We start from the raw sequence: 17,289 nt of genomic DNA, 5'->3' as shown, positions 1-17,289 counted from the left end.
AAGGCCGTCAATAAGGATACGCCGGACGATCGACCGGAGATGGTTGCAAGTTGGCCTTGCCACCGGGCGAGCGCAAGCGTCAGCATGGAGGAATGAAACCGACCCTGCGCGCCGCCTCCGTCTTCTCCGCCGCCTTCGCCTCAGCCCTGGCGTTGACGGCTTGCCTAGCGCCGGGCGACGCCCGCGCTCAGGCGGGGGCGCGGACCTATGCGGTCCAGGACGACTGCGACGGACGCCCGGCGACCGGGGTGCGGACGGCGCCCGGCTATTGCCTCGGGCTGGTGTGGCAGGGGGCGGGCCAGGACGGGCCGCGGATGCCGCGCGGCCTGATGCCGCTGGAGGGCGGCGACTGGCTGGTCACGGACCTGGGCGCCTGGGAGGCGGGCAAGGGGGCGGTGTGGCGGCTGTCCTTTGCGGCCGACGGCGCGGCGCGCTGGCGACGGCTGGCGAGCGGCCTGTCCATGCCGCACACGGTCAAGCGCGGACCGGACGGGCGCATCTATGTGTCCGAGATGAACCGCATCCTGACGCTGGACCCCGATGCGGCCGATGCGCAGGCCAGCGTCCGCACCGTCATCGGCGACCTGCCGGACAACCGGCTGCACGACAACCGCCACCCCCTGTCCAGCTTCGTCTTCGACGGGAACGGCGACCTGCTGGTCAATGTCGGGGCGCCCAGCGACCGCTGCCTCGACGCGGCGGGCAAGCCGAAGACGGATGCGCGCGGGGCCTGCGTCGAGGATGCGGCGACGGCGCAGGTGCGGCGCCACGCCTATCTGGGGAACGGCCGCTGGGCGGAAGACAGCACCGTCTTCGCCAGCGGCCTGAGGAACTCCATCGCCCTGGTGCGCCATGCGTCGGGAACGGTGCTTCAGGCCGAGAACTCGGTCGATCTGGACACGCCGAACCACCCCTATGACGAGGTGAACGTCCTGACCCAGGGGCGCCATTACGGCTGGCCCTATTGCGTCGATCTGGCCACGCCCCTACCGGGCTGGCCCGCGCGTCAGGCGCGCTGCAATGAGCGCGAACGGCCGATCGCCCTGCTGCCGCCGCACGCCGCGCCGCTGGACCTGATCTATTACGAGGGGGCGATGTTCCCCGAGCTGCAGGGGCGGCTGCTGATGACCTGGCACGGCTTCCGCCGCGCGGCCGGGCGTATCGTGGCGGTCGAGACGGACGGGCAGGGGCGGCCCCTGACCGACATCGGCGGGCGCTACGCCGTCTATCCGCGCGGGGCGTTGCCCTATCCGGCCGGGGCGCCCAGCGTGAACGGCAAGGTGCTGACGCCGGGCTGGGACAAGGTCGCCGGGCGCCATCCGCGCGGCTCGCCGGTGACGATGGCGACGGCGCCGGACGGCTCCATCTGGGTCACGGATGACAGAAGCCGGGCGATCCTGAGAATCGCCCGGCCCCGGTAGGCTTGGGTTTTCGGAAGGGCGATTAACCCTCGCGGCCGTCCCGCTTGGCCAGGACGCGCAGGCGCAGGGCGTTCAGCTTGATGAAGCCCTCGGCGTCCTTGTGGTCATAGGCCTGGACGCCTTCTTCGAAGGTCACCAGATCCTGGTCGTACAGGCTGTTGGGGCTTTCGCGGCCGATGATGGTGACGTTGCCCTTGTAGAGCTTGACGCGGACGGTCCCCGACACCTTCTGCTGGCTGTGGTCGATGGCGGCCTGCAGCATCTCGCGCTCGGGGCTGAACCAGAAGCCGTTGTAGATGAGCGAGGCGTATTTCGGCATCAGCTCGTCCTTCAGGTGCATGGCGCCGCGATCGAGGGTGATCGACTCCATGCCGCGGTGGGCGGCCAGCAGGATGGTCCCGCCGGGGGTCTCATAGACGCCGCGCGACTTCATGCCGATGAAGCGGTTCTCGACCAGGTCCAGACGGCCGATCCCGTTGTCGTGGCCCAGCTGGTTCAGCTTGGTCAGCAGGGCGGCGGGCGACAGGGCCTCGCCGTCGATGGCGACCGGATCGCCCTTTTCATAGGCGATGGTGATGACGGTCGGCGTGTCCGGAGCGGCTTCCGGCGAGATGGTGCGCTGGTGCACGAACTCGGGCGCCTCGACGGCCGGATCTTCCAGCACCTTGCCCTCGGACGAGGAGTGCAGAAGGTTGGCGTCGACCGAGAAGGGGGCCTCGCCGCGCTTGTCCTTGGAGATCGGGATCTGGTGCTTCTCGGCGAAGTCCAGCAGGGTCTCGCGGGACTTGAAGTCCCACTCGCGCCAGGGGGCGATGACGCGGATGTCGGGCTCCAGGGCGTAGTAGCCCAGCTCGAAGCGCACCTGGTCGTTGCCCTTGCCGGTGGCGCCGTGACAGACGGCGTCGGCGCCGACCTGACGCGCGATCTCGATCTGGCGCTTGGAGATCAGCGGGCGGGCGATCGAGGTGCCCAGCAGATACTGGCCCTCATAGACGGTGTTGGCGCGGAACATCGGGAAGACGAAGTCGCGCACGAATTCCTCGCGCAGGTCGTCGATGAAGATGTTCTCGGGCTTGATGCCCAGCTTCAGCGCCTTCTCCTTGGCGAGGGCGAGCTCTTCGCCCTGGCCCAGGTCGGCGGTGAAGGTCACGACTTCGGCGCCGTACTCCTCCTGGAGCCATTTCAGGATGATCGACGTGTCCAGCCCGCCCGAATAGGCGAGGACGACTTTCTTGGGGGCGGGCTTGCTCATCGGTCGGGGAATCCTTTCAGGAGACGCAAGGGTCAGGGGACGCTTGGGGGAGGCGTTCGGCGCGCTTAAAGGACCAGACGCGCCGCGATGCAAGCGCGGGATTGCGGCGCCGGTCCGCCAATGCGTCGAGGGCGCCGCGAACCGATCCGCGACGCCCCCGTTTCAGGCTGGATTTTCAGCCGTTTAGAAGGGTCAGGCGGCCAGGGCCTTGAGGGCGTCGACCAGGTCGGTCTTTTCCCAGGAGAAGCCGCCGTCGGCGTCCGGCGTGCGGCCGAAATGGCCGTAGGCGGCGGTGCGGCGATAGATGGGCTTGTTCAGGCCCAGGTGCTCGCGGATGGCGCGCGGCGAGGCGCCGCCGATCAGTTTGGGCAGTTCGCGCTCCAGCACCGCCTCGGCGATCTTGCCCGTGCCGTGCAGGTCGACGTGGACCGACAGGGGCTTGGACACGCCGATGGCGTAGCTGATCTGGATGGTGCAGCGGTCCGCCAGGCCCGCCGCGACCACATTCTTGGCCAGGTAGCGGCAGGCGTAGGCGGCCGAGCGGTCGACCTTGGTCGGATCCTTGCCCGAGAAGGCGCCGCCGCCGTGCGGGGCCGCGCCGCCGTAGGTGTCGACGATGATCTTGCGGCCGGTCAGGCCGGCGTCGCCGTCCGGGCCGCCGATGACGAAGGTGCCGGTCGGGTTGATGTGCCACTCGGTGTCGGCGGTGATGAAGCCCTGCGGCAGCACCTTCTCGACATAGGGCTTCACGATGGCCGCGACCTGGCTCTGGCTCAGGTTGGCCTTGTGCTGGGTCGAGACGACGATCGAGGTCGCGCGCACCGGGCGGCCGTCTTCGTAGTGCAGCGTCACCTGGCTCTTGGCGTCGGGCTCCAGGCCCGGCTCGGTCCCGGCGTGACGGGCGTCGGCCAGGGCTTTCAGGATGTTGTGGCTGTATTGCAGGGTGGCCGGCATCAGCTCCGGCGTCTCGTTCGAGGCGTAGCCGAACATGATGCCCTGGTCGCCCGCGCCCTCGTCCTTGTCTTCGCCGGCGTCGACGCCCTGGGCGATGTGGGCCGACTGCGGGTGCAGGTTGTTCTCGAAGCGGAAGGTCTTCCAGTGGAAGCCGTCCTGCTCATAGCCGATGTCGCGCACCACGCCGCGCACCGTATCCTCGATTTCCTGTTCGACGCCGGGAGCCCAGTTGCCTTCCGTGTCCATGATGCCCTTGCCGCGGATTTCGCCGGCCAGAACCACCAGATTGGTCGTCGTCAGGGTTTCACAGGCCACCCGCGCTTCGGGATCCTTGGACAGGAACAGGTCGACGACGGCGTCGGAAATCTGATCCGCAACCTTGTCGGGATGGCCTTCCGAGACGCTCTCGGAGGTGAAGAGGAACGACGAACGGGCCAAGGCAGGCTCCTGCGAGACGATGAAGCCGCCAGACATATAAAGATATGCTTATACGTGCAAGACGGCTTCTGCGGTCGGGATTCTGATCATGCGCGGCGCGCTGCTGCTCATCGTATTTCGCAAGTGCGTTCTGAATTCTTGCGTTGCAGCATTCGATGTGGCAGCAAAATCCCCCTTCGCTACGAATTTGTATGAGTTTCGTTCTTTGGCGCTGTCTTTAGTCTAGTCATTTGGAAAATTAATGCCCAGCCCGAACATCCTTGACGCGGCCCTGACCCGTCTCGACGAAGCCGCACGGCATGTGCAGATCGACAGCGACGTGCTGGAGAAGCTGAAGTATCCGCGCGAGACGATGAAGGTTCGGCTGCTGATCCGCATGGACGACGGGTCGCGCAAATCCTTCCTGGCCTGGCGCTGCCGCTACGACGACACGCGCGGCCCGACCAAGGGCGGCATCCGCTTCCACCCCGACTCCACCGTCGAGGAGGTCGAGACCCTGGCCTTCTGGATGACGGTGAAGTGCGCCGTGACCAATCTGCCCTACGGCGGCGGCAAGGGGGCGGTGCAGGTCGACCCCAAGGCCCTGTCCAAGGCCGAACTGGAGCGGCTGTCGCGCGCCTATGTCCAGGCCTTCGCGGGCATCATCGGCCCGGACCGCGACATCCCGGCGCCGGACGTCTACACCAACGCCATGATCATGGGCTGGATGGCCGATGAATACGCCTCCATCCAGGGCGAGGCGGCGCCCGCCGTCATCACCGGCAAGCCGATCGCCCTGGGCGGTTCGGTCGGGCGCGAGGACGCGACGGCGCGCGGCGGCTTCTACCTGACCTGTCACCTGACCGAACGGCTGGGCCTGCCGACCGAGGGGCTGCGCGTGGCGGTCCAGGGTTTCGGCAATGCGGGCCAGCATGTGGCGCGTCTGTTCCGCAGCATCGGGGCGAAGATCGTCGCCGTGTCGGACTCGGGCGGCGCGGTCCATGCGGCTTCCGGTCTCGATCTGGACGCTCTGCTGGCGGCCAAGGCGGCGGGCCAGTCGGTGGTTCAGGCCGAACACGGCGGCGAGGTCATTGCGGCGGACGACCTGATCGGCGTCGACTGCGACGTCCTGGCCCCCTCGGCCATGGAGGACATGATCCACGACGGAAACGCCGCCTCGGTGCGGGCGAAGGTCGTTCTGGAGCTGGCCAACGGCCCGATCACGCCCGAGGGCGACCGCATCCTGGCCGACAAGGGCGTCGTGGTCCTGCCTGACATCCTGGCCAATGCGGGCGGGGTGACGGTGTCCTATTTTGAATGGGTCCAGAACCGTCAGGGCTATTACTGGACGCTGGACGAGGTGCAGTCGCGCCTCAAGACCATCATCGAGACCGAGGGCGACGCCGTCTGGTCCATCGCCGAGGACAAGGGCGTCACCCTGCGCACGGCCGCCTATATCCACGCGCTGGGTCGCCTGGCCGCCGCAATCGAGGCCCACGGCACCCAGCAGTTCTTCGCCAGCTAGGCCGTCTCGGCTCTTCTTCCGACTTCTCCAAAGCGTCGCAATTCCAACCGCTTCTCTGTCATCAACCTTGGGCAAAGGGGCGGCGACCGAGGTCGGGAGCGCGCCCATGGACGTCTTCTATTGTCTGATCCACACGCCCGAGGCGATCACGCCCGAGCTATGCGTCCTGCCGGGCGTCACCGAGGTCGAGGCCGTGCGCGGCCTGACGGCGGTCGCGCGCGACTGGCCGCGCCTGGAGCGCATCGACCTCTATCGCGGCAACCACGAGGTCCGCAGCTTCGCCCCGTCCGATCTCGCCCTGGCCCGACCTCTCCGCGCCCTGGCCGCCTGAAGTTCAATCGTGCGGATGCGCCGCCCGGGGCGTGGGTGCGATTCTGACGGGCGAAGAGAAAAGGTGGTGCCGCTTAGGTGACTCGAACACCTGACCCCCTCATTACGAACTCGTTTAAAGCCCGACGGTCAAATCCAGCGCTGGTATGGCTTTGGATGCCATTTCGTACCCTGGAAGGCGGGGCCACCCAAACACTTCCCATTCTGGCCTGATCCCGTGGTTCACTCGTTTCCTAGTTAGCGAGCGCTAACTCAGACCAAGTTCAAATTTCGACCTGCACCATACCTGCGGAGGCACTTCGGTCTGGCCGCTCAAGACGGCGCGCTTAGCCCCGATTTAAGGCTTGGTGCGCTCATCTTGGACGGTCGCCCATGGCAAGCTTTTCGCCGAGGTAGTGTGCGATGAAGAACAGCGCGCCGAGCACGAGCATAAGGGCGCTGAAGTTGGACCACAGCATCTGCGCTTGCATCAGCCCGATGTTGTGAGTTCCCTCAGGGGCAGTGTCGAAGAAGGTGGCGCGCAGCAGGCTCATCATTCCGATGGCTAGACAGCCGATCGACGCCAGTTTCAGGTTCATTTTTTGCACAAGTCACCCATCGTTTCAGATTGATATACGCAGTCGGGATCACCGACAGGCTCGATGCCGAGGCTCGCATGTGCCGCATCGAAATCGCACGACTCGATCGACGACACTGTCGATGTCTCCATCTCGGAACGGACTTGGGACTTGACCCGGTAGAGTTCGCTCTTGGCGTCCTCCACAGCTTGCGGAACGACCCAACCCCGCGCCAAGCCTTCTTCAGCTGTTTCCAGCACCTTTTCCGAGGCCTCGATCCATCGATTGCCGGTTAGGGCCAAGGCGTAGGCACGGCCAGCTAATTCCAGAGCATCAGATCTTGCCTTCGCGCGAGATGTGGCCGTGACATAATGGGTGTCACCGTACCTCTCGATTAAAGTTATGATGCACGCATCAGGAACAGTTCCGCCATGGAAAGCTAACCATGCGTCTGCTCCTGCGTTTGAGGCGAAATCGGGCTCCGACGCACTGCATGCCGCAAGGCTGACGAGCAGAATGACGCATGGCGTGAACCGGGCAAAAGCAGCCGTACCTCGTCGCCATGCACGCTTATCGTAAGCCAACACTGTCCGCCCTCACGAAACTATGATTGCATAACGAAGTTGTTGGAACGTCGCAACTCAAGCTTCGCTGGGTAAAAAATACCCACGCGCACCCCGACGTGACGCCAGGATCGTACAACGAAGATCGGCCCCATGGGGCCATTTGCAACAAGACGCCGATCACGCTGATGAATCCGGGTGGCATAGCCAGCCTGTCACCCTGACTCGGGCCGGAAAACTCCAGCCTCGGGTGCTCCAGAAAACGGGGGCGGATCACTAGCTTCCGTCACTTCATCGATCCAGCGCAATCGCTTTTCCTAAGCTAAAGCCTCGCCGCCCATGGCTGTCAGCGTTAGCATGACTGTATGTTTCGGGTGGAGGCGAGTGCCTGGGCCGTCGCCAAGTCCAAGGCGTGCCAATGCCAGCTTCCGCTGGCCGCTTGAGTCAAACAAAGTCAGATAATCTGGACAGACCTTTTTCAGGACCGTCCAATGCGAGCCGCCGCCCTGGCGTTTCGGCCAATCCACAAAGACGATGAAGACTGAGAAGCTTTTATTGAGTTCATGCTCGACGGCATCGAGGTAGTCGTCTCGCGACTTGAAGCGTCGCCTGCTGAAAGGCGTCGCGACCTTAATGTCGAAGTCGATCTCGTCCTTGAGAGTTGCAGCCGCCCGCTTTGCGATCCGCGTCAGCAGGTCTACATCCATGCCGTCCCACAGCACGTCCGGATAAAATTTCGACGGAATGGCGCGAGCCACCGTTTCGAACATGTGCTGGCTGAATCCGGGTGCGGGCCGGATCGCGAAAAGGTGGTTCAGTGCATTAACGACCGAATAGATGCCGCAAAGACCGTCAAGATCTCCTTGGCGATAGGGAGCCACCCTCATCGGTAGCAGCGCTGCGTATCATGATGCCGACGCAATCTCATGCATACCTTCGCAGCACGAAATCCCAGACTTGGTCGACCTTGCTGTCCCACAACGCCTGAGGATAGGGATTCTCAGGCAGTTCATTGAGGCGCTTGTTCGGCGTCAGCGCCTTTGGCACAGATCTGGGGTTGCGGATAATGGAGGGATTGGGTCTCGTCGCAGTGACGTAAGGAACGCAGATGAGACCCAATCCCTCCAGCCCAAAATTGGCTGCCAAGCCCACCAAGAAGCCCGCCGAGGTGGTGGTGAAAGATATTCGCCGTGCCACACGCCGGCATTTCTCGGCCGAGGATAAAATCCGCATCGCGCTCGAAGGCCTGCGCGGCGAGGAGAGCATCGCTGAACTGTGCCGCCGCGAAGGCATCGCCCAGAGCGTGTATTATTCCTGGTCAAAAGAATTCCTTGAGGCTGGCAAACGCCGTCTGGCCGGGGACACGGCCCGTGCCGCCACCAGTGACGAGGTCAAGGATCTGCGCCGTGAAGCACTGGCTCTCAAGGAATGCGTGGCCGACCTGACGCTCGAGAACCGCCTGCTTAAAAAAAGCATGATCGCGGATGGGGGCGACCAAGAATGAGGTATCCCGCCGCAGAAAAGCTCGAGATCATCCGCCTCGTCGAGCAATCCCATCTGCCCACCCGACAGACGCTGGAGAAACTGGGCATCCCACGCCGCACCTTTGCCCGCTGGTATGCCCGCTACCTTGATGGTGGGCCTGAGGCGCTGGAAGACCGCCCCTCGGCGCCAAGCCGGGTATGGAACCGGCTGCCCGAGAATGTGCGCAAACAGATCATCGACATGGCGCTGGAGGAAAGCGAACTCTCGCCCCGCGAGTTGGCCACCAAATTTACCGATGAGAAGCAGTACTTTGTCTGCGAGGCCACGGTTTATCGCCTGCTCAAGGCACAGGATCTGATCGCCAGCCCAGCCTATATCGTCATCAAGGCCCGCGACGAGTTCCACACCAAGACGATGCGACCAAACGAGATGTGGCAGACCGACTTCACCTATTTCAAGCTGATCGGTTGGGGCTGGGTTTACCTCTCAACCGTGCTCGACGACTATTCCCGCTACATCATCTCGTGGAAGCTGTGCACCACCATGACGGCGGGCGATGTCACCGACACGCTGGACTTGGCGCTGGCCGCATCAGGTTGTGACAGCGCCACCGTGCTGCACATGCCGCGCCTGCTCTCGGACAATGGCCCGAGCTATGTCGCGGGCGAACTGGCCGCCTATATCGAGGCCCAGTCCATGAGCCACGTGCGCGGCGCCCCCTTTCACCCCCAGACACAGGGCAAGATCGAGCGCTGGCACCAGACCTTGAAAAACCGCATCCTACTGGAGAATTATTACCTGCCCGGCGATCTCGAAGCCCAGATCGAAGCCTTCATCGAGCACTACAACCACCAGCGCTATCACGAAAGCCTGGGCAATGTGACGCCCGCAGATGCCTACTTTGGCCGCGATCGGCAGATCCACGCCCAGCGCGCCGCCATCAAGAAACAGACCATCGAACATCGCCGCTTGCAGCACCGCAAGCTCGCCGCCTAAAAGCCAACCCCTGACGAGGCCCGCTCTCCGTTAACGCCACGCCAAACCTGCGCCAAATGTTTCGACGACGGACAGCCAGGAGAGGTTCACCCTTCGAGTTCAGCGTTTCGAAGATCACCTGTGCGTCGTCATTCTCGCCGAGTGTGATCACCACCAACTTGAGTCGTTCGAGAACGGCCTTGAGCAAGGCTTCCAAACGCTCGCCTGCGACGCCTTTGGAGTCCTCTTCCTCAAGGGATTGCGCCTCGCCTTCGGTATCTTCGGCCGGCTGCTCGTCGCTTGGACCGTTCAGGGTGAAGTCGCTTATCCAGCGGTGGAACAGGTGGTAGGCGCGGAATGCCGGGAAGGGTGTGTTCTTGGGAACCGTCGCACCCCAGAATAGGCCTCGGTATTTGACGACCGCAGCATCGTAGGTCAGCTCCATCAGGTCGTGGAACAGGGCCCGGTCGCTCGGTGTCGGCGTCAGCTTGAAGCGCGTGAGGGGGTCTGTGTCTTTGCTCTTAAGCGGATTGCGGAGATAGCCGTCGATGTGAGGCGCAAAGTCCTCCAACCCATGCTTTCGGGCAACTTCGCGGAGAGCCGCGAGAAATAGCTGGAAGGTGGTCAGGCGCTGCTGGCCATCCACTACCTGCACCACCGGCGTCTTTCCGATTTGAGAGCCGGCATCGACAGGGGCGAGGATGAGGGCACCCATGTAGTGGTCGAACTTGTCCTCGCCTCTCAGGACCTCCGCCGCCTTGGCGACGACGTCTTCCCAGAACGGATGCAGGCGGTGCTCCGCCCACTGGTACTTGCGTTGATAGAGCGGCACCATGAAGCGCCGATCCTCCTTCAGGACGATTTCTACTTTGTGATCGTCAGCATCCATTGTCGTCGCTGTCCTATCTGTCCTTCAAATAAGATGCCGAGAAATGCGCGGTCTTTAGGTATCGATGCCTCTCGCCTGCCCTTCCGGCGAGAGCGACCGATATCTGGCGGGTATTCGGCTCTCAGCAGTCGACGGACTCAACGGGCGTGGAAGCCTGCACGGCTCCGCATAAGCACCTGTGCGAAAATCGCTGCCGCCTTCATGTCCACCTCTTCCGGCAGATAGCTGGGCGGAAGTCCGGTGCTATCGTCATAAAGGAAATCAGCGATCGCAACGCGGATGGCGTCTCGTGTCGCCTGCTTTCCGGCAAAACCTTGGATCACCTGCAGTTGCGTTTTCAGCATGGCGTACAATTCTACGGCGACCTTCTTCAGTCGAGCAATGTCACCCTTGTTCAGATCAGGCTTTATCAGGAGGTCAAACAGCGCCAGCGAGTCATCATCCAGCCCTTCGCGCATGGCTCGACGCTCTTCATTATCGAGTTCTTCGATTAGCACCAGAAGGGCCGCAAACGTCCGCTCAATGGTCGCCGCATCCTTCTCACGGTTGTAGTCCGCGACAAGCGCTTCGTAGTGTTTCTGGAAGTCGGTGCGCATCGGGTTCTGTCGCAGCATCATCTCCAGCTTCTTCTGGATTGCGTCCTTCAGGCTCTGAACGGTGGTGTGCTTTCTGGGGCTTCTTTCAAACTCCTTCTTGAGCTTTTCGAAGTCGATCTGGCTGATGTCGTAGAGCCGGCCGGGATCCGCCATGCCATCAGCGTGCGTCTCGATGCTGTCGTCGACCAGCCCCTGCAAGACCCTCATGATGTCGGAAATGTCCGCCTTTTGGACGTCATCTTCTAAGCTGTTGTAGATGACCTTAATCGCCTGATATCGCTGACGTGAGGCATTTACGGCGGGGAAGTTCACACAGGCCTTGAACTTCTTGAACACCTCTCGCGCCATGATTTGGAAGCGCTTGCGGCTCTCGTCGTTCTCATTGACGGCTTCCTTCGCGTCGATGATGGCCTTGTTTCGTGCGAAGCCACTCTTTTCCAGAATGTCGAGCAGGCGGAAATCGCGGGCGGACAAGAACCCTTCGGCTGCCGCGATCGCTTCTTGCAGGTCGGCCAGTAGCTCCTCAGGCGGCCGAACGGGGTCCGTCTCAGGTGGCGGCGCATCCGGATTGCCCGGCCCCACACCGGTTGTTCCAGCGTAGGTCGCCAGCGCCTTGCGAAGGTTCTTGAGGATGCCGCAGTAGTCGACAATCAGACCGTTATTCTTTCCCGCACTGACCCGGTTGGCGCGGGCGATAGCCTGCATCAACGTGTGCGCCTTCAGGGGCTTGTCCAGGTAGAGTGTCGCCAGACTGGGCACGTCAAAGCCGGTCAGCCACATGGCGCAGACGATGGCGATCCTGAAGGGGTGGTCTTCCTTCTTGAACGCAGATTCGAGATCGATGCGCTTGCCGTCGTCGGTTTCGAATCCGTTCTTGATCAGCGCCCGGTGCGGCTTGATGTCCAGATCCCACTTTCGGAATCGCTCGACCTCGCCCTGCTCTTCGGACACGACTACCGCCGCCTTGGTGGCCTTTACCCAGGCCAGTTGCCGCTGCCGATCGGCAAGATTCTGTTCGTTGGTCGCCTTGGCTAAGTCTGCCTCCAGCGCCGCGATACGCGCTTCCCAGTGCTTGGCGAGCAGCGCGTGCATCCGGACGCACGTCACCTTGTCGATGCACACCAGCATCGCCTTCCCGGTCTCCCAACCGGTCGTGTAATGCTCGACAAAATCAGCGGCGACGGTGTCTAGGCGCGTCTCTGCAGTGATGATGTGGTACTCGCGCTTCAGCTCCTTTTCGAGGCGCTCGGTCACATTGGGATCGTCCAGCTCGAGCTCTTCCAGCTTCGCGGCGATCTTCTCATTCAGGTCATTCGTCGCCACGCCCAGCTTGTCGCCGCGCGCGTCGTAGTACAGCGGAACCGTGGCGTTATCTTCTACGGCACGCTGGAAGTCATAGGTCGAGATGTACCCGCCGAACGTTTGTCTTGTGATCTCATCACCAGTCATCAGCGGCGTGCCGGTGAAGCCCATGAAGCTGGCGTTGGGCAGTGCATTACGCATGTTGAGCGACAGCAGGCCGTTCTGCGTCCGGTGCGCCTCATCCGCGATGACGATTATGTCGTCGCGGTCCGAATAGGGGTCGCCTTGGCTGACGTCCTGATTGAAGCGATGGATCAGGGTGAAAACGTAGGGCTTGTGCACACCCAGCAGAGCCTTCAGTTCCTCGCCGGTGCCGGCCCGCACCTGAGACTTGTCGTTGTTGACGAGGCCGCAGCCAGCGAAGGTGCCGTAAATCTGGTCGTCCAGATCAACGCGGTCGGTGCAGATCAGGAAGGTGAAGTTCGCCCCGATCTTGCGGTGGACCTTCTGGGTCAGGAAGGCTATCGAATAGCTCTTGCCCGATCCTTGGGTGTGCCAGAAGACACCCAGCTTGCCGGCGCGCGCCTCCCGTTCCCGGACAGCGGCGATAGCCCTGTTGACGCCCAGGAACTGGTGATTGCGCGCAACGATCTTGACCATCCGCTCGCCGCCGTCGTCGAACAGGATGAAGTTCTCAAGCAGGTCGAGGAAATTGGCCTTGGTGCACACGCCTTTTAGCATGGTGTCCAGATCGACCACACCGGGATCATCCTCGTCGAGGCGCTTCCAGTCGTTAAAATGCTCGTACTTGCTGGACAGCGACCCGATCTTCGCCTCGTGGCCGTTGGTCAGGATGATGAAGGCGTTGTGGTGGAACAGGTGCGGGATGGTGTCCTTGTAGTCGGACAGGTTCTGCTCGTAGGCGTGGCGGACATCCTTGTGGATCGCCTTGCACTCGACGAACAGCAGCGGCAGGCCGTTGACGAAGCCGATGATGTCGGCGCGCCGGCGATACAGGTCGCCCTTCACCCAGAGTTCGCGCACGCACAGGAAGTGATTGTTCTTCACCGGATCGTCGGTGAAATCGATCAGGCGCAGCCGCTGCTTGACGAGATCGCCCTTGGCGTCGCGAAAGCTGGCTAGAACACCGTCCTTGATCAGGCCGTAGGTGTCGCGGTTGATGGTCAGCAGGCTAGAGGCCAGCGGCGCGTCGGTGATCTGGCGCAGGGCATCGGCATAGGCGGCCGGCGGCAGGCCGGGGTTGAGCCGGATCAGCGCCTCGCCCAGATGACGAGTCAGGATGACGTCGGCTTCGGAGGCGCGCCCCAGCGTCCCCTCCGGCCCCAAAACTTCGCTGTTGAACGCATAGACACTTTCCCAGCCCAGCGCGTCGGCCAAGTAGTCGGCCATAGTGGCCTGGACCAGGGTGTCTTCGTTCAGCGCCGTCATACAGTGATAGCCCCGCTCATCAGTCTGGGGAGGAGGAGGTCGCGGGCTTGAGTGAGGTGCTCGCTCTGCTTCACAAGATTGGCAATCTGATCGAAAATTGGATTAACAAGCTCGTCAAAGGCTTCGGCCACTCCGGCATCAGGACTTGTCACCACTATGCGATCAAACGTCGCTACAACAATGGCATCAAAGACAGCCCCTGACGCCTGACTGCGCAACTGCTGAAGACTGGCATCCATGGTCAGATAAAGCAGCCTCTGGCTCATGCCAGATTTGCTGACTAGCGCGTAACACGATTGGTTCATAGCCATAGGCACCATTGCCAGATTCATGTTGCCGACTGTTCCACGCGCAGTAATGAACAGTGTGTCCTTTGGGTAGAGCCTGCTGTTGCATTTGGCCAACCCTTCCTCTGTGATCTTCTTTTCAGTGTTCGAGACATAACATCCCCGCACCGCGTCTTTCGGGGTGAAGAAAGGGATTTCTCCATCCCAAAATTGTGGTGTCGTTGTTTTCGGCGTGCCGCCTGAGCAGATATCAATCACGCTGGACGCCGCGGTGCGCGCCCACCCCTCTGGTACGCCCTCGAGGATTCTTGCATGCTCGTGGCCCGGGAAGCGGAAGCGGACGAACCATTCCTTGTAGAGCTGCCGAGCCGCCTCTTCCAGCAAGGCTATCCGACGTCGATTGTTATTGATCAGGTCGTCATAGGCGGAGAGTATCCGCACCACGGCCTGCTGGATTTGCGGATCCGGACATCGAGCAGCCAGCTTGTGCAAAACCTTGCGATCCACGCCGGGGACGGCCGCTTTTTCGCTCTTATAGTTCTTCAGCTGATGGCGCAGAAAATAGGCAATGAACCTAGGATCATTCCCCTTGAAGTCGATCACATAGAGCGCGGTATTCAGCGGCCAGTACGGTTGATCTACATAAAAGACTTCACCGATCGTTCCATATCGGCCGGTGACTACGCCGGGCGGCTCTGCCTTGGCTTCGTCATGCCAGCCCGTGAAGCCCGACGAAGAAACTACCGGGATATCACCGAGCCGACGGCTTCCATTGGGAAGATCATGACCTCTCTTTAGGGTCAGGAAGTCTCCCAGCTCCCCATCGGTCCAAGTCACAGGCCAAGACCTTTGAAGTTGCCTTGAATCTGCGCCGCGAGCCCCGCCGCTTCTTCGTTCAGCCCGGCCAGCTCGACGTGAATGTCGCGCATCACTCCTTCGAAATCGAAATCCTCGTCTTCCTCTTCCGGGGCCACGCCGACATAGCGGCCCGGGGTCAGCGACCAATCGTTGGCTGCCAGTTCAGCCCGGTCCACCAGTTTGACGAGGCCGGGCACGGCCGCGAGCCGAGCTTCCGGGAAACGGCTGAGCAGCCAGTGCGCCTGTTTGTGGAAGTAGCGAACCAATTTGAGCTGTTCGATCAGCTGCAGCCGCGCGGCTTCGAGTACGTTGATCGGGTTGGCCCTGCCACGTTTTCCGCCTCGGTCACGGTGCGCCTTCTCCGCCAGTTTGAACAGCTGGTCGATCTGCTTGATTAAGTCGCGGGACTGTTCGGCCAAGGGTTCAAGCGCGTCGTGTCGGGCGTGCAGGGCGGCGATGTCTGTGCCGTCTGCGACCTGCCCCTTCGCCCGCGTGGTGAAGGCGCTCCAGTCGGTTCTGAAGAGCGCGGCGGGCTCGGTCAGACCGGTGTCATCTTCCAAACCCTCCAGGATCGCCTCTAGCGCATCGCCAAATGCGGGCTCAATCGGCAGAGTGCCGAGCGCCTCGATTGTTGACCTGTTGAGGTAGCTATCTACCAAGCTTCGGAACCGGTCGTCCTGCTCGCGATAGAGCCAGAAGATCGAGGTCAGGTTCTGAAGCTGCTCGGGCGAGAAGTCGAAGACCTTGCGCGTGACCTTGCGAAACACCTGCCGCGCGTCGAGCATCAGCACCTTGTCGGCGTGCTCGGCAGCCTTGCCCTTGTCGAACATCCAAAGTTCGCAGGGGACGGTGCGAGTGTAGAAGAAATTGCCCCGGATCGCGATCATCGCGTCGACGTGACCGGTCTCGATCAGCTTCTGCCGGACCTTCGCCTCCTCGCCGCCCGCGCTGGAGGCCTGAGACGACATGACAAAGCCGGCGCGGCCTGCGTCGGACAGATAGCTATAGAAATACGAGATCCACAGATAGTTTCCGTTGGAAACCTTCTTCGCCTTGTTCACACCGGGCAAACCGAAGGGCAGTCGCGGGTCCTTGCGTATCTTTTCGGCGTCGACCTCGTCCACGTTGAACGGCGGATTGGCCATGACGAAATCGGCCTTGCCCACCAGCTCGTGGGCGTCGGTGTAGTAGGTGATGCCCGGCTCGATACGCCCTTCCAGCCCGTGAACGGCCAGGTTCATTTTGGCCAGGCGGATTGTGGTGGCGTTCTTCTCCTGTCCGTAGAAGGTCGCGACCTTGGTGGGGTCCTGCTGCATCCTCTCGATGAAGTGCGCGCTCTGCACGAACATGCCGCCCGAACCGCAGGCCGGGTCCAGCACGCTGCCATGATCGGGTTCTATGGCGTTTACGATCATCTGCACGATGGAGGGCGGGGTGAAGAATTCGCCGCCGTCGTGAGCCCCCTGATCCGCGAACTGGGTCAGAAAATATTCGTAGATACGACCGAACACGTCCCCCTTGGCGCTTTGCAGCGCGGGGTCATTAAAGATGCGTAGCACTTCGCCCAGCACCTCGTTTTCAAGCTGCTGATACTCGTTCTTCGGCAGGACGCCTTTCAGGGCTGGATAATCCGTCTCCACCGCCTCCATGGCCGCTATGACTGCCGCAGCGCGGTCCGCCCCATCCGGGAGGCTAACCAGATAATCGAAGCGCGCTTCGGGCTGCAGGAAGATCGCTCCCCGGCTGGTGAAGTCTTCCTTGGTCAACGGGCGGACCACACCCCCCCGGCTGGGCAGCCCCGCTTCGATCTCAGGCTTCACGGCGAGGTAGCGGCTATAGGCGTGCCGAAGGAATATGAGGCCCATGACGGGCAGAAAGTACTCGTTACTCGCAAACTCGCTGTTCGCCCGCAGCTGATCGGCCGACGCCCACAGACGCTTCTCGACCGCTTCGATATTCGATTCCACTACCGGTACGCCCCTTTATGACCAGTCCTAGGCGTAGCAGCGTGGCGTTGTGCGCGACAAGAACGTCTGAAGGCTTAGCTTCGATCGTACCGTGCGAAGCCACCACCCAGCAGGGACCCACGCAACTACCAGCTGAAAGGGCTGCCCAGCTCAGAAGCCCGCGACTTGCTGGCTAGAGTGGCGCTAGAACGTGGTGCCGCTTGCGTGACTCGAACACGCGACCACCGCCCTACGAAAGCAAGCTCTCTTAAGAGCCCTTCCCACCGCATACCCACGGAACTCCCAAGCGGAAGCGTCTTCCGGCTTATCCCGGCCGGGCGTCAAAGCCAGTGGTGCCCTGGAAAGGTGGTGCCGCTTGCGTGACTCGAACACGCGACCCCCTCATTACGAACTCGTTTGAAGCCCGGCGGTCAAACCCAGCGCTGGTATGGCTTTGGATGCCATTGCGCATCCTGGAAGGTG

Annotated in this window: 13 protein-coding genes; 4 read left to right on the top strand and 9 right to left on the bottom strand. The window is 62.1% G+C overall.

Features of this window, described 5'->3' with window-relative positions; all coding sequences use genetic code 11:
- The first annotated feature begins 92 nt into the window (after positions 1-92).
- The gene (locus FGL25_RS15640; RefSeq protein WP_138142224.1) at positions 93-1,421 is read left to right on the top strand and encodes a PQQ-dependent sugar dehydrogenase; all 1,329 of its coding nucleotides are present in this window, start codon (positions 93-95) and stop codon (positions 1,419-1,421) included.
- A gap of 22 nt (positions 1,422-1,443) precedes the next feature.
- Here the strand turns inward: FGL25_RS15640 and FGL25_RS15635 are convergent, their stop codons facing one another.
- Positions 1,444-2,673 carry an argininosuccinate synthase gene (locus FGL25_RS15635; protein ID WP_138142223.1) on the bottom strand — a complete coding sequence of 410 codons (1,230 nt, stop codon included), beginning with the start codon at positions 2,671-2,673 and terminating at the stop codon, positions 1,444-1,446.
- Between the two features lie 192 nt (positions 2,674-2,865).
- On the bottom strand, positions 2,866-4,065 hold the full coding sequence (metK, locus tag FGL25_RS15630) for a methionine adenosyltransferase (protein ID WP_138142222.1): 1,200 nt from the start codon (positions 4,063-4,065) through the stop codon (positions 2,866-2,868).
- Positions 4,066-4,306: 241 nt separating this feature from the next.
- Here metK and FGL25_RS15625 point away from each other — a divergent pair, with 241 nt between their 5' ends.
- Together FGL25_RS15625 and FGL25_RS15620 are read left to right on the top strand one after the other, a co-directional pair.
- A complete protein-coding gene (locus tag FGL25_RS15625; protein WP_138142221.1) occupies positions 4,307-5,569 on the top strand; it encodes a Glu/Leu/Phe/Val family dehydrogenase in 1,263 nt (420 codons plus the stop codon).
- A 106-nt stretch (positions 5,570-5,675) separates the two neighbouring features.
- Positions 5,676-5,900, top strand: a complete 225-nt coding sequence (locus FGL25_RS15620; RefSeq protein ID WP_138142220.1) for an oxidoreductase — start codon at positions 5,676-5,678, stop codon at positions 5,898-5,900.
- Between the two features lie 352 nt (positions 5,901-6,252).
- Here FGL25_RS15620 and FGL25_RS15615 read toward each other — a convergent pair whose 3' ends face one another.
- From FGL25_RS15615 to FGL25_RS15600, 3 genes are all read right to left on the bottom strand, one after another.
- The gene (locus tag FGL25_RS15615; protein WP_138142219.1) at positions 6,253-6,477 is read right to left on the bottom strand and encodes a hypothetical protein; all 225 of its coding nucleotides are present in this window, start codon (positions 6,475-6,477) and stop codon (positions 6,253-6,255) included.
- Positions 6,474-7,043, bottom strand: a complete 570-nt coding sequence (locus FGL25_RS15610) for a hypothetical protein (protein ID WP_138142218.1) — start codon at positions 7,041-7,043, stop codon at positions 6,474-6,476. Before FGL25_RS15610 ends, FGL25_RS15615 begins: the two co-directional genes overlap by 4 nt.
- Positions 7,044-7,336: 293 nt before the next feature.
- Complete coding sequence (locus FGL25_RS15600) at positions 7,337-7,900, bottom strand: hypothetical protein (protein WP_252970225.1); 564 nt, start codon at positions 7,898-7,900, stop codon at positions 7,337-7,339.
- A gap of 227 nt (positions 7,901-8,127) precedes the next feature.
- On the opposite strand from FGL25_RS15600, the gene FGL25_RS15595 reads away from it, so the two are divergent.
- Positions 8,128-9,500, top strand: a protein-coding gene (locus FGL25_RS15595; protein WP_138140760.1) for an IS3 family transposase whose coding sequence is annotated in 2 segments (ribosomal slippage) — positions 8,128-8,485 and positions 8,485-9,500 — 1,374 coding nt in all. Because the reading frame shifts where the segments join, the coding sequence is not laid out codon by codon here.
- Here the strand turns inward: FGL25_RS15595 and FGL25_RS15590 are convergent.
- The 4 genes from FGL25_RS15590 to FGL25_RS15575 form a co-directional block, all read right to left on the bottom strand.
- Positions 9,445-10,368, bottom strand: coding sequence for a DUF262 domain-containing protein (locus FGL25_RS15590; protein WP_138142215.1), 924 nt, complete (start codon positions 10,366-10,368; stop codon positions 9,445-9,447). The two genes, FGL25_RS15595 and FGL25_RS15590, sit on opposite strands and share 56 nt — an antisense overlap.
- A 137-nt stretch (positions 10,369-10,505) precedes the next feature.
- Positions 10,506-13,715 carry a type I restriction endonuclease subunit R gene (locus FGL25_RS15585; protein WP_138142214.1) on the bottom strand — a complete coding sequence of 1,070 codons (3,210 nt, stop codon included), beginning with the start codon at positions 13,713-13,715 and terminating at the stop codon, positions 10,506-10,508.
- Complete coding sequence (locus tag FGL25_RS15580; RefSeq protein ID WP_138142213.1) at positions 13,712-14,839, bottom strand: restriction endonuclease subunit S; 1,128 nt, start codon at positions 14,837-14,839, stop codon at positions 13,712-13,714. The genes FGL25_RS15585 and FGL25_RS15580 overlap by 4 nt, the downstream gene beginning before the upstream one ends.
- Positions 14,836-16,827 carry a class I SAM-dependent DNA methyltransferase gene (locus tag FGL25_RS15575; RefSeq protein ID WP_138142212.1) on the bottom strand — a complete coding sequence of 664 codons (1,992 nt, stop codon included), beginning with the start codon at positions 16,825-16,827 and terminating at the stop codon, positions 14,836-14,838. The genes FGL25_RS15580 and FGL25_RS15575 overlap by 4 nt, the downstream gene beginning before the upstream one ends.
- Between the last annotated feature and the right edge of the window lie 462 nt (positions 16,828-17,289).

The sequence above is a fragment of the Brevundimonas vancanneytii genome (assembly GCF_901421975.1).
GTDB lineage: Bacteria > Pseudomonadota > Alphaproteobacteria > Caulobacterales > Caulobacteraceae > Brevundimonas > Brevundimonas diminuta.
This window is presented reverse-complemented; position numbering and strand designations above follow the sequence as displayed.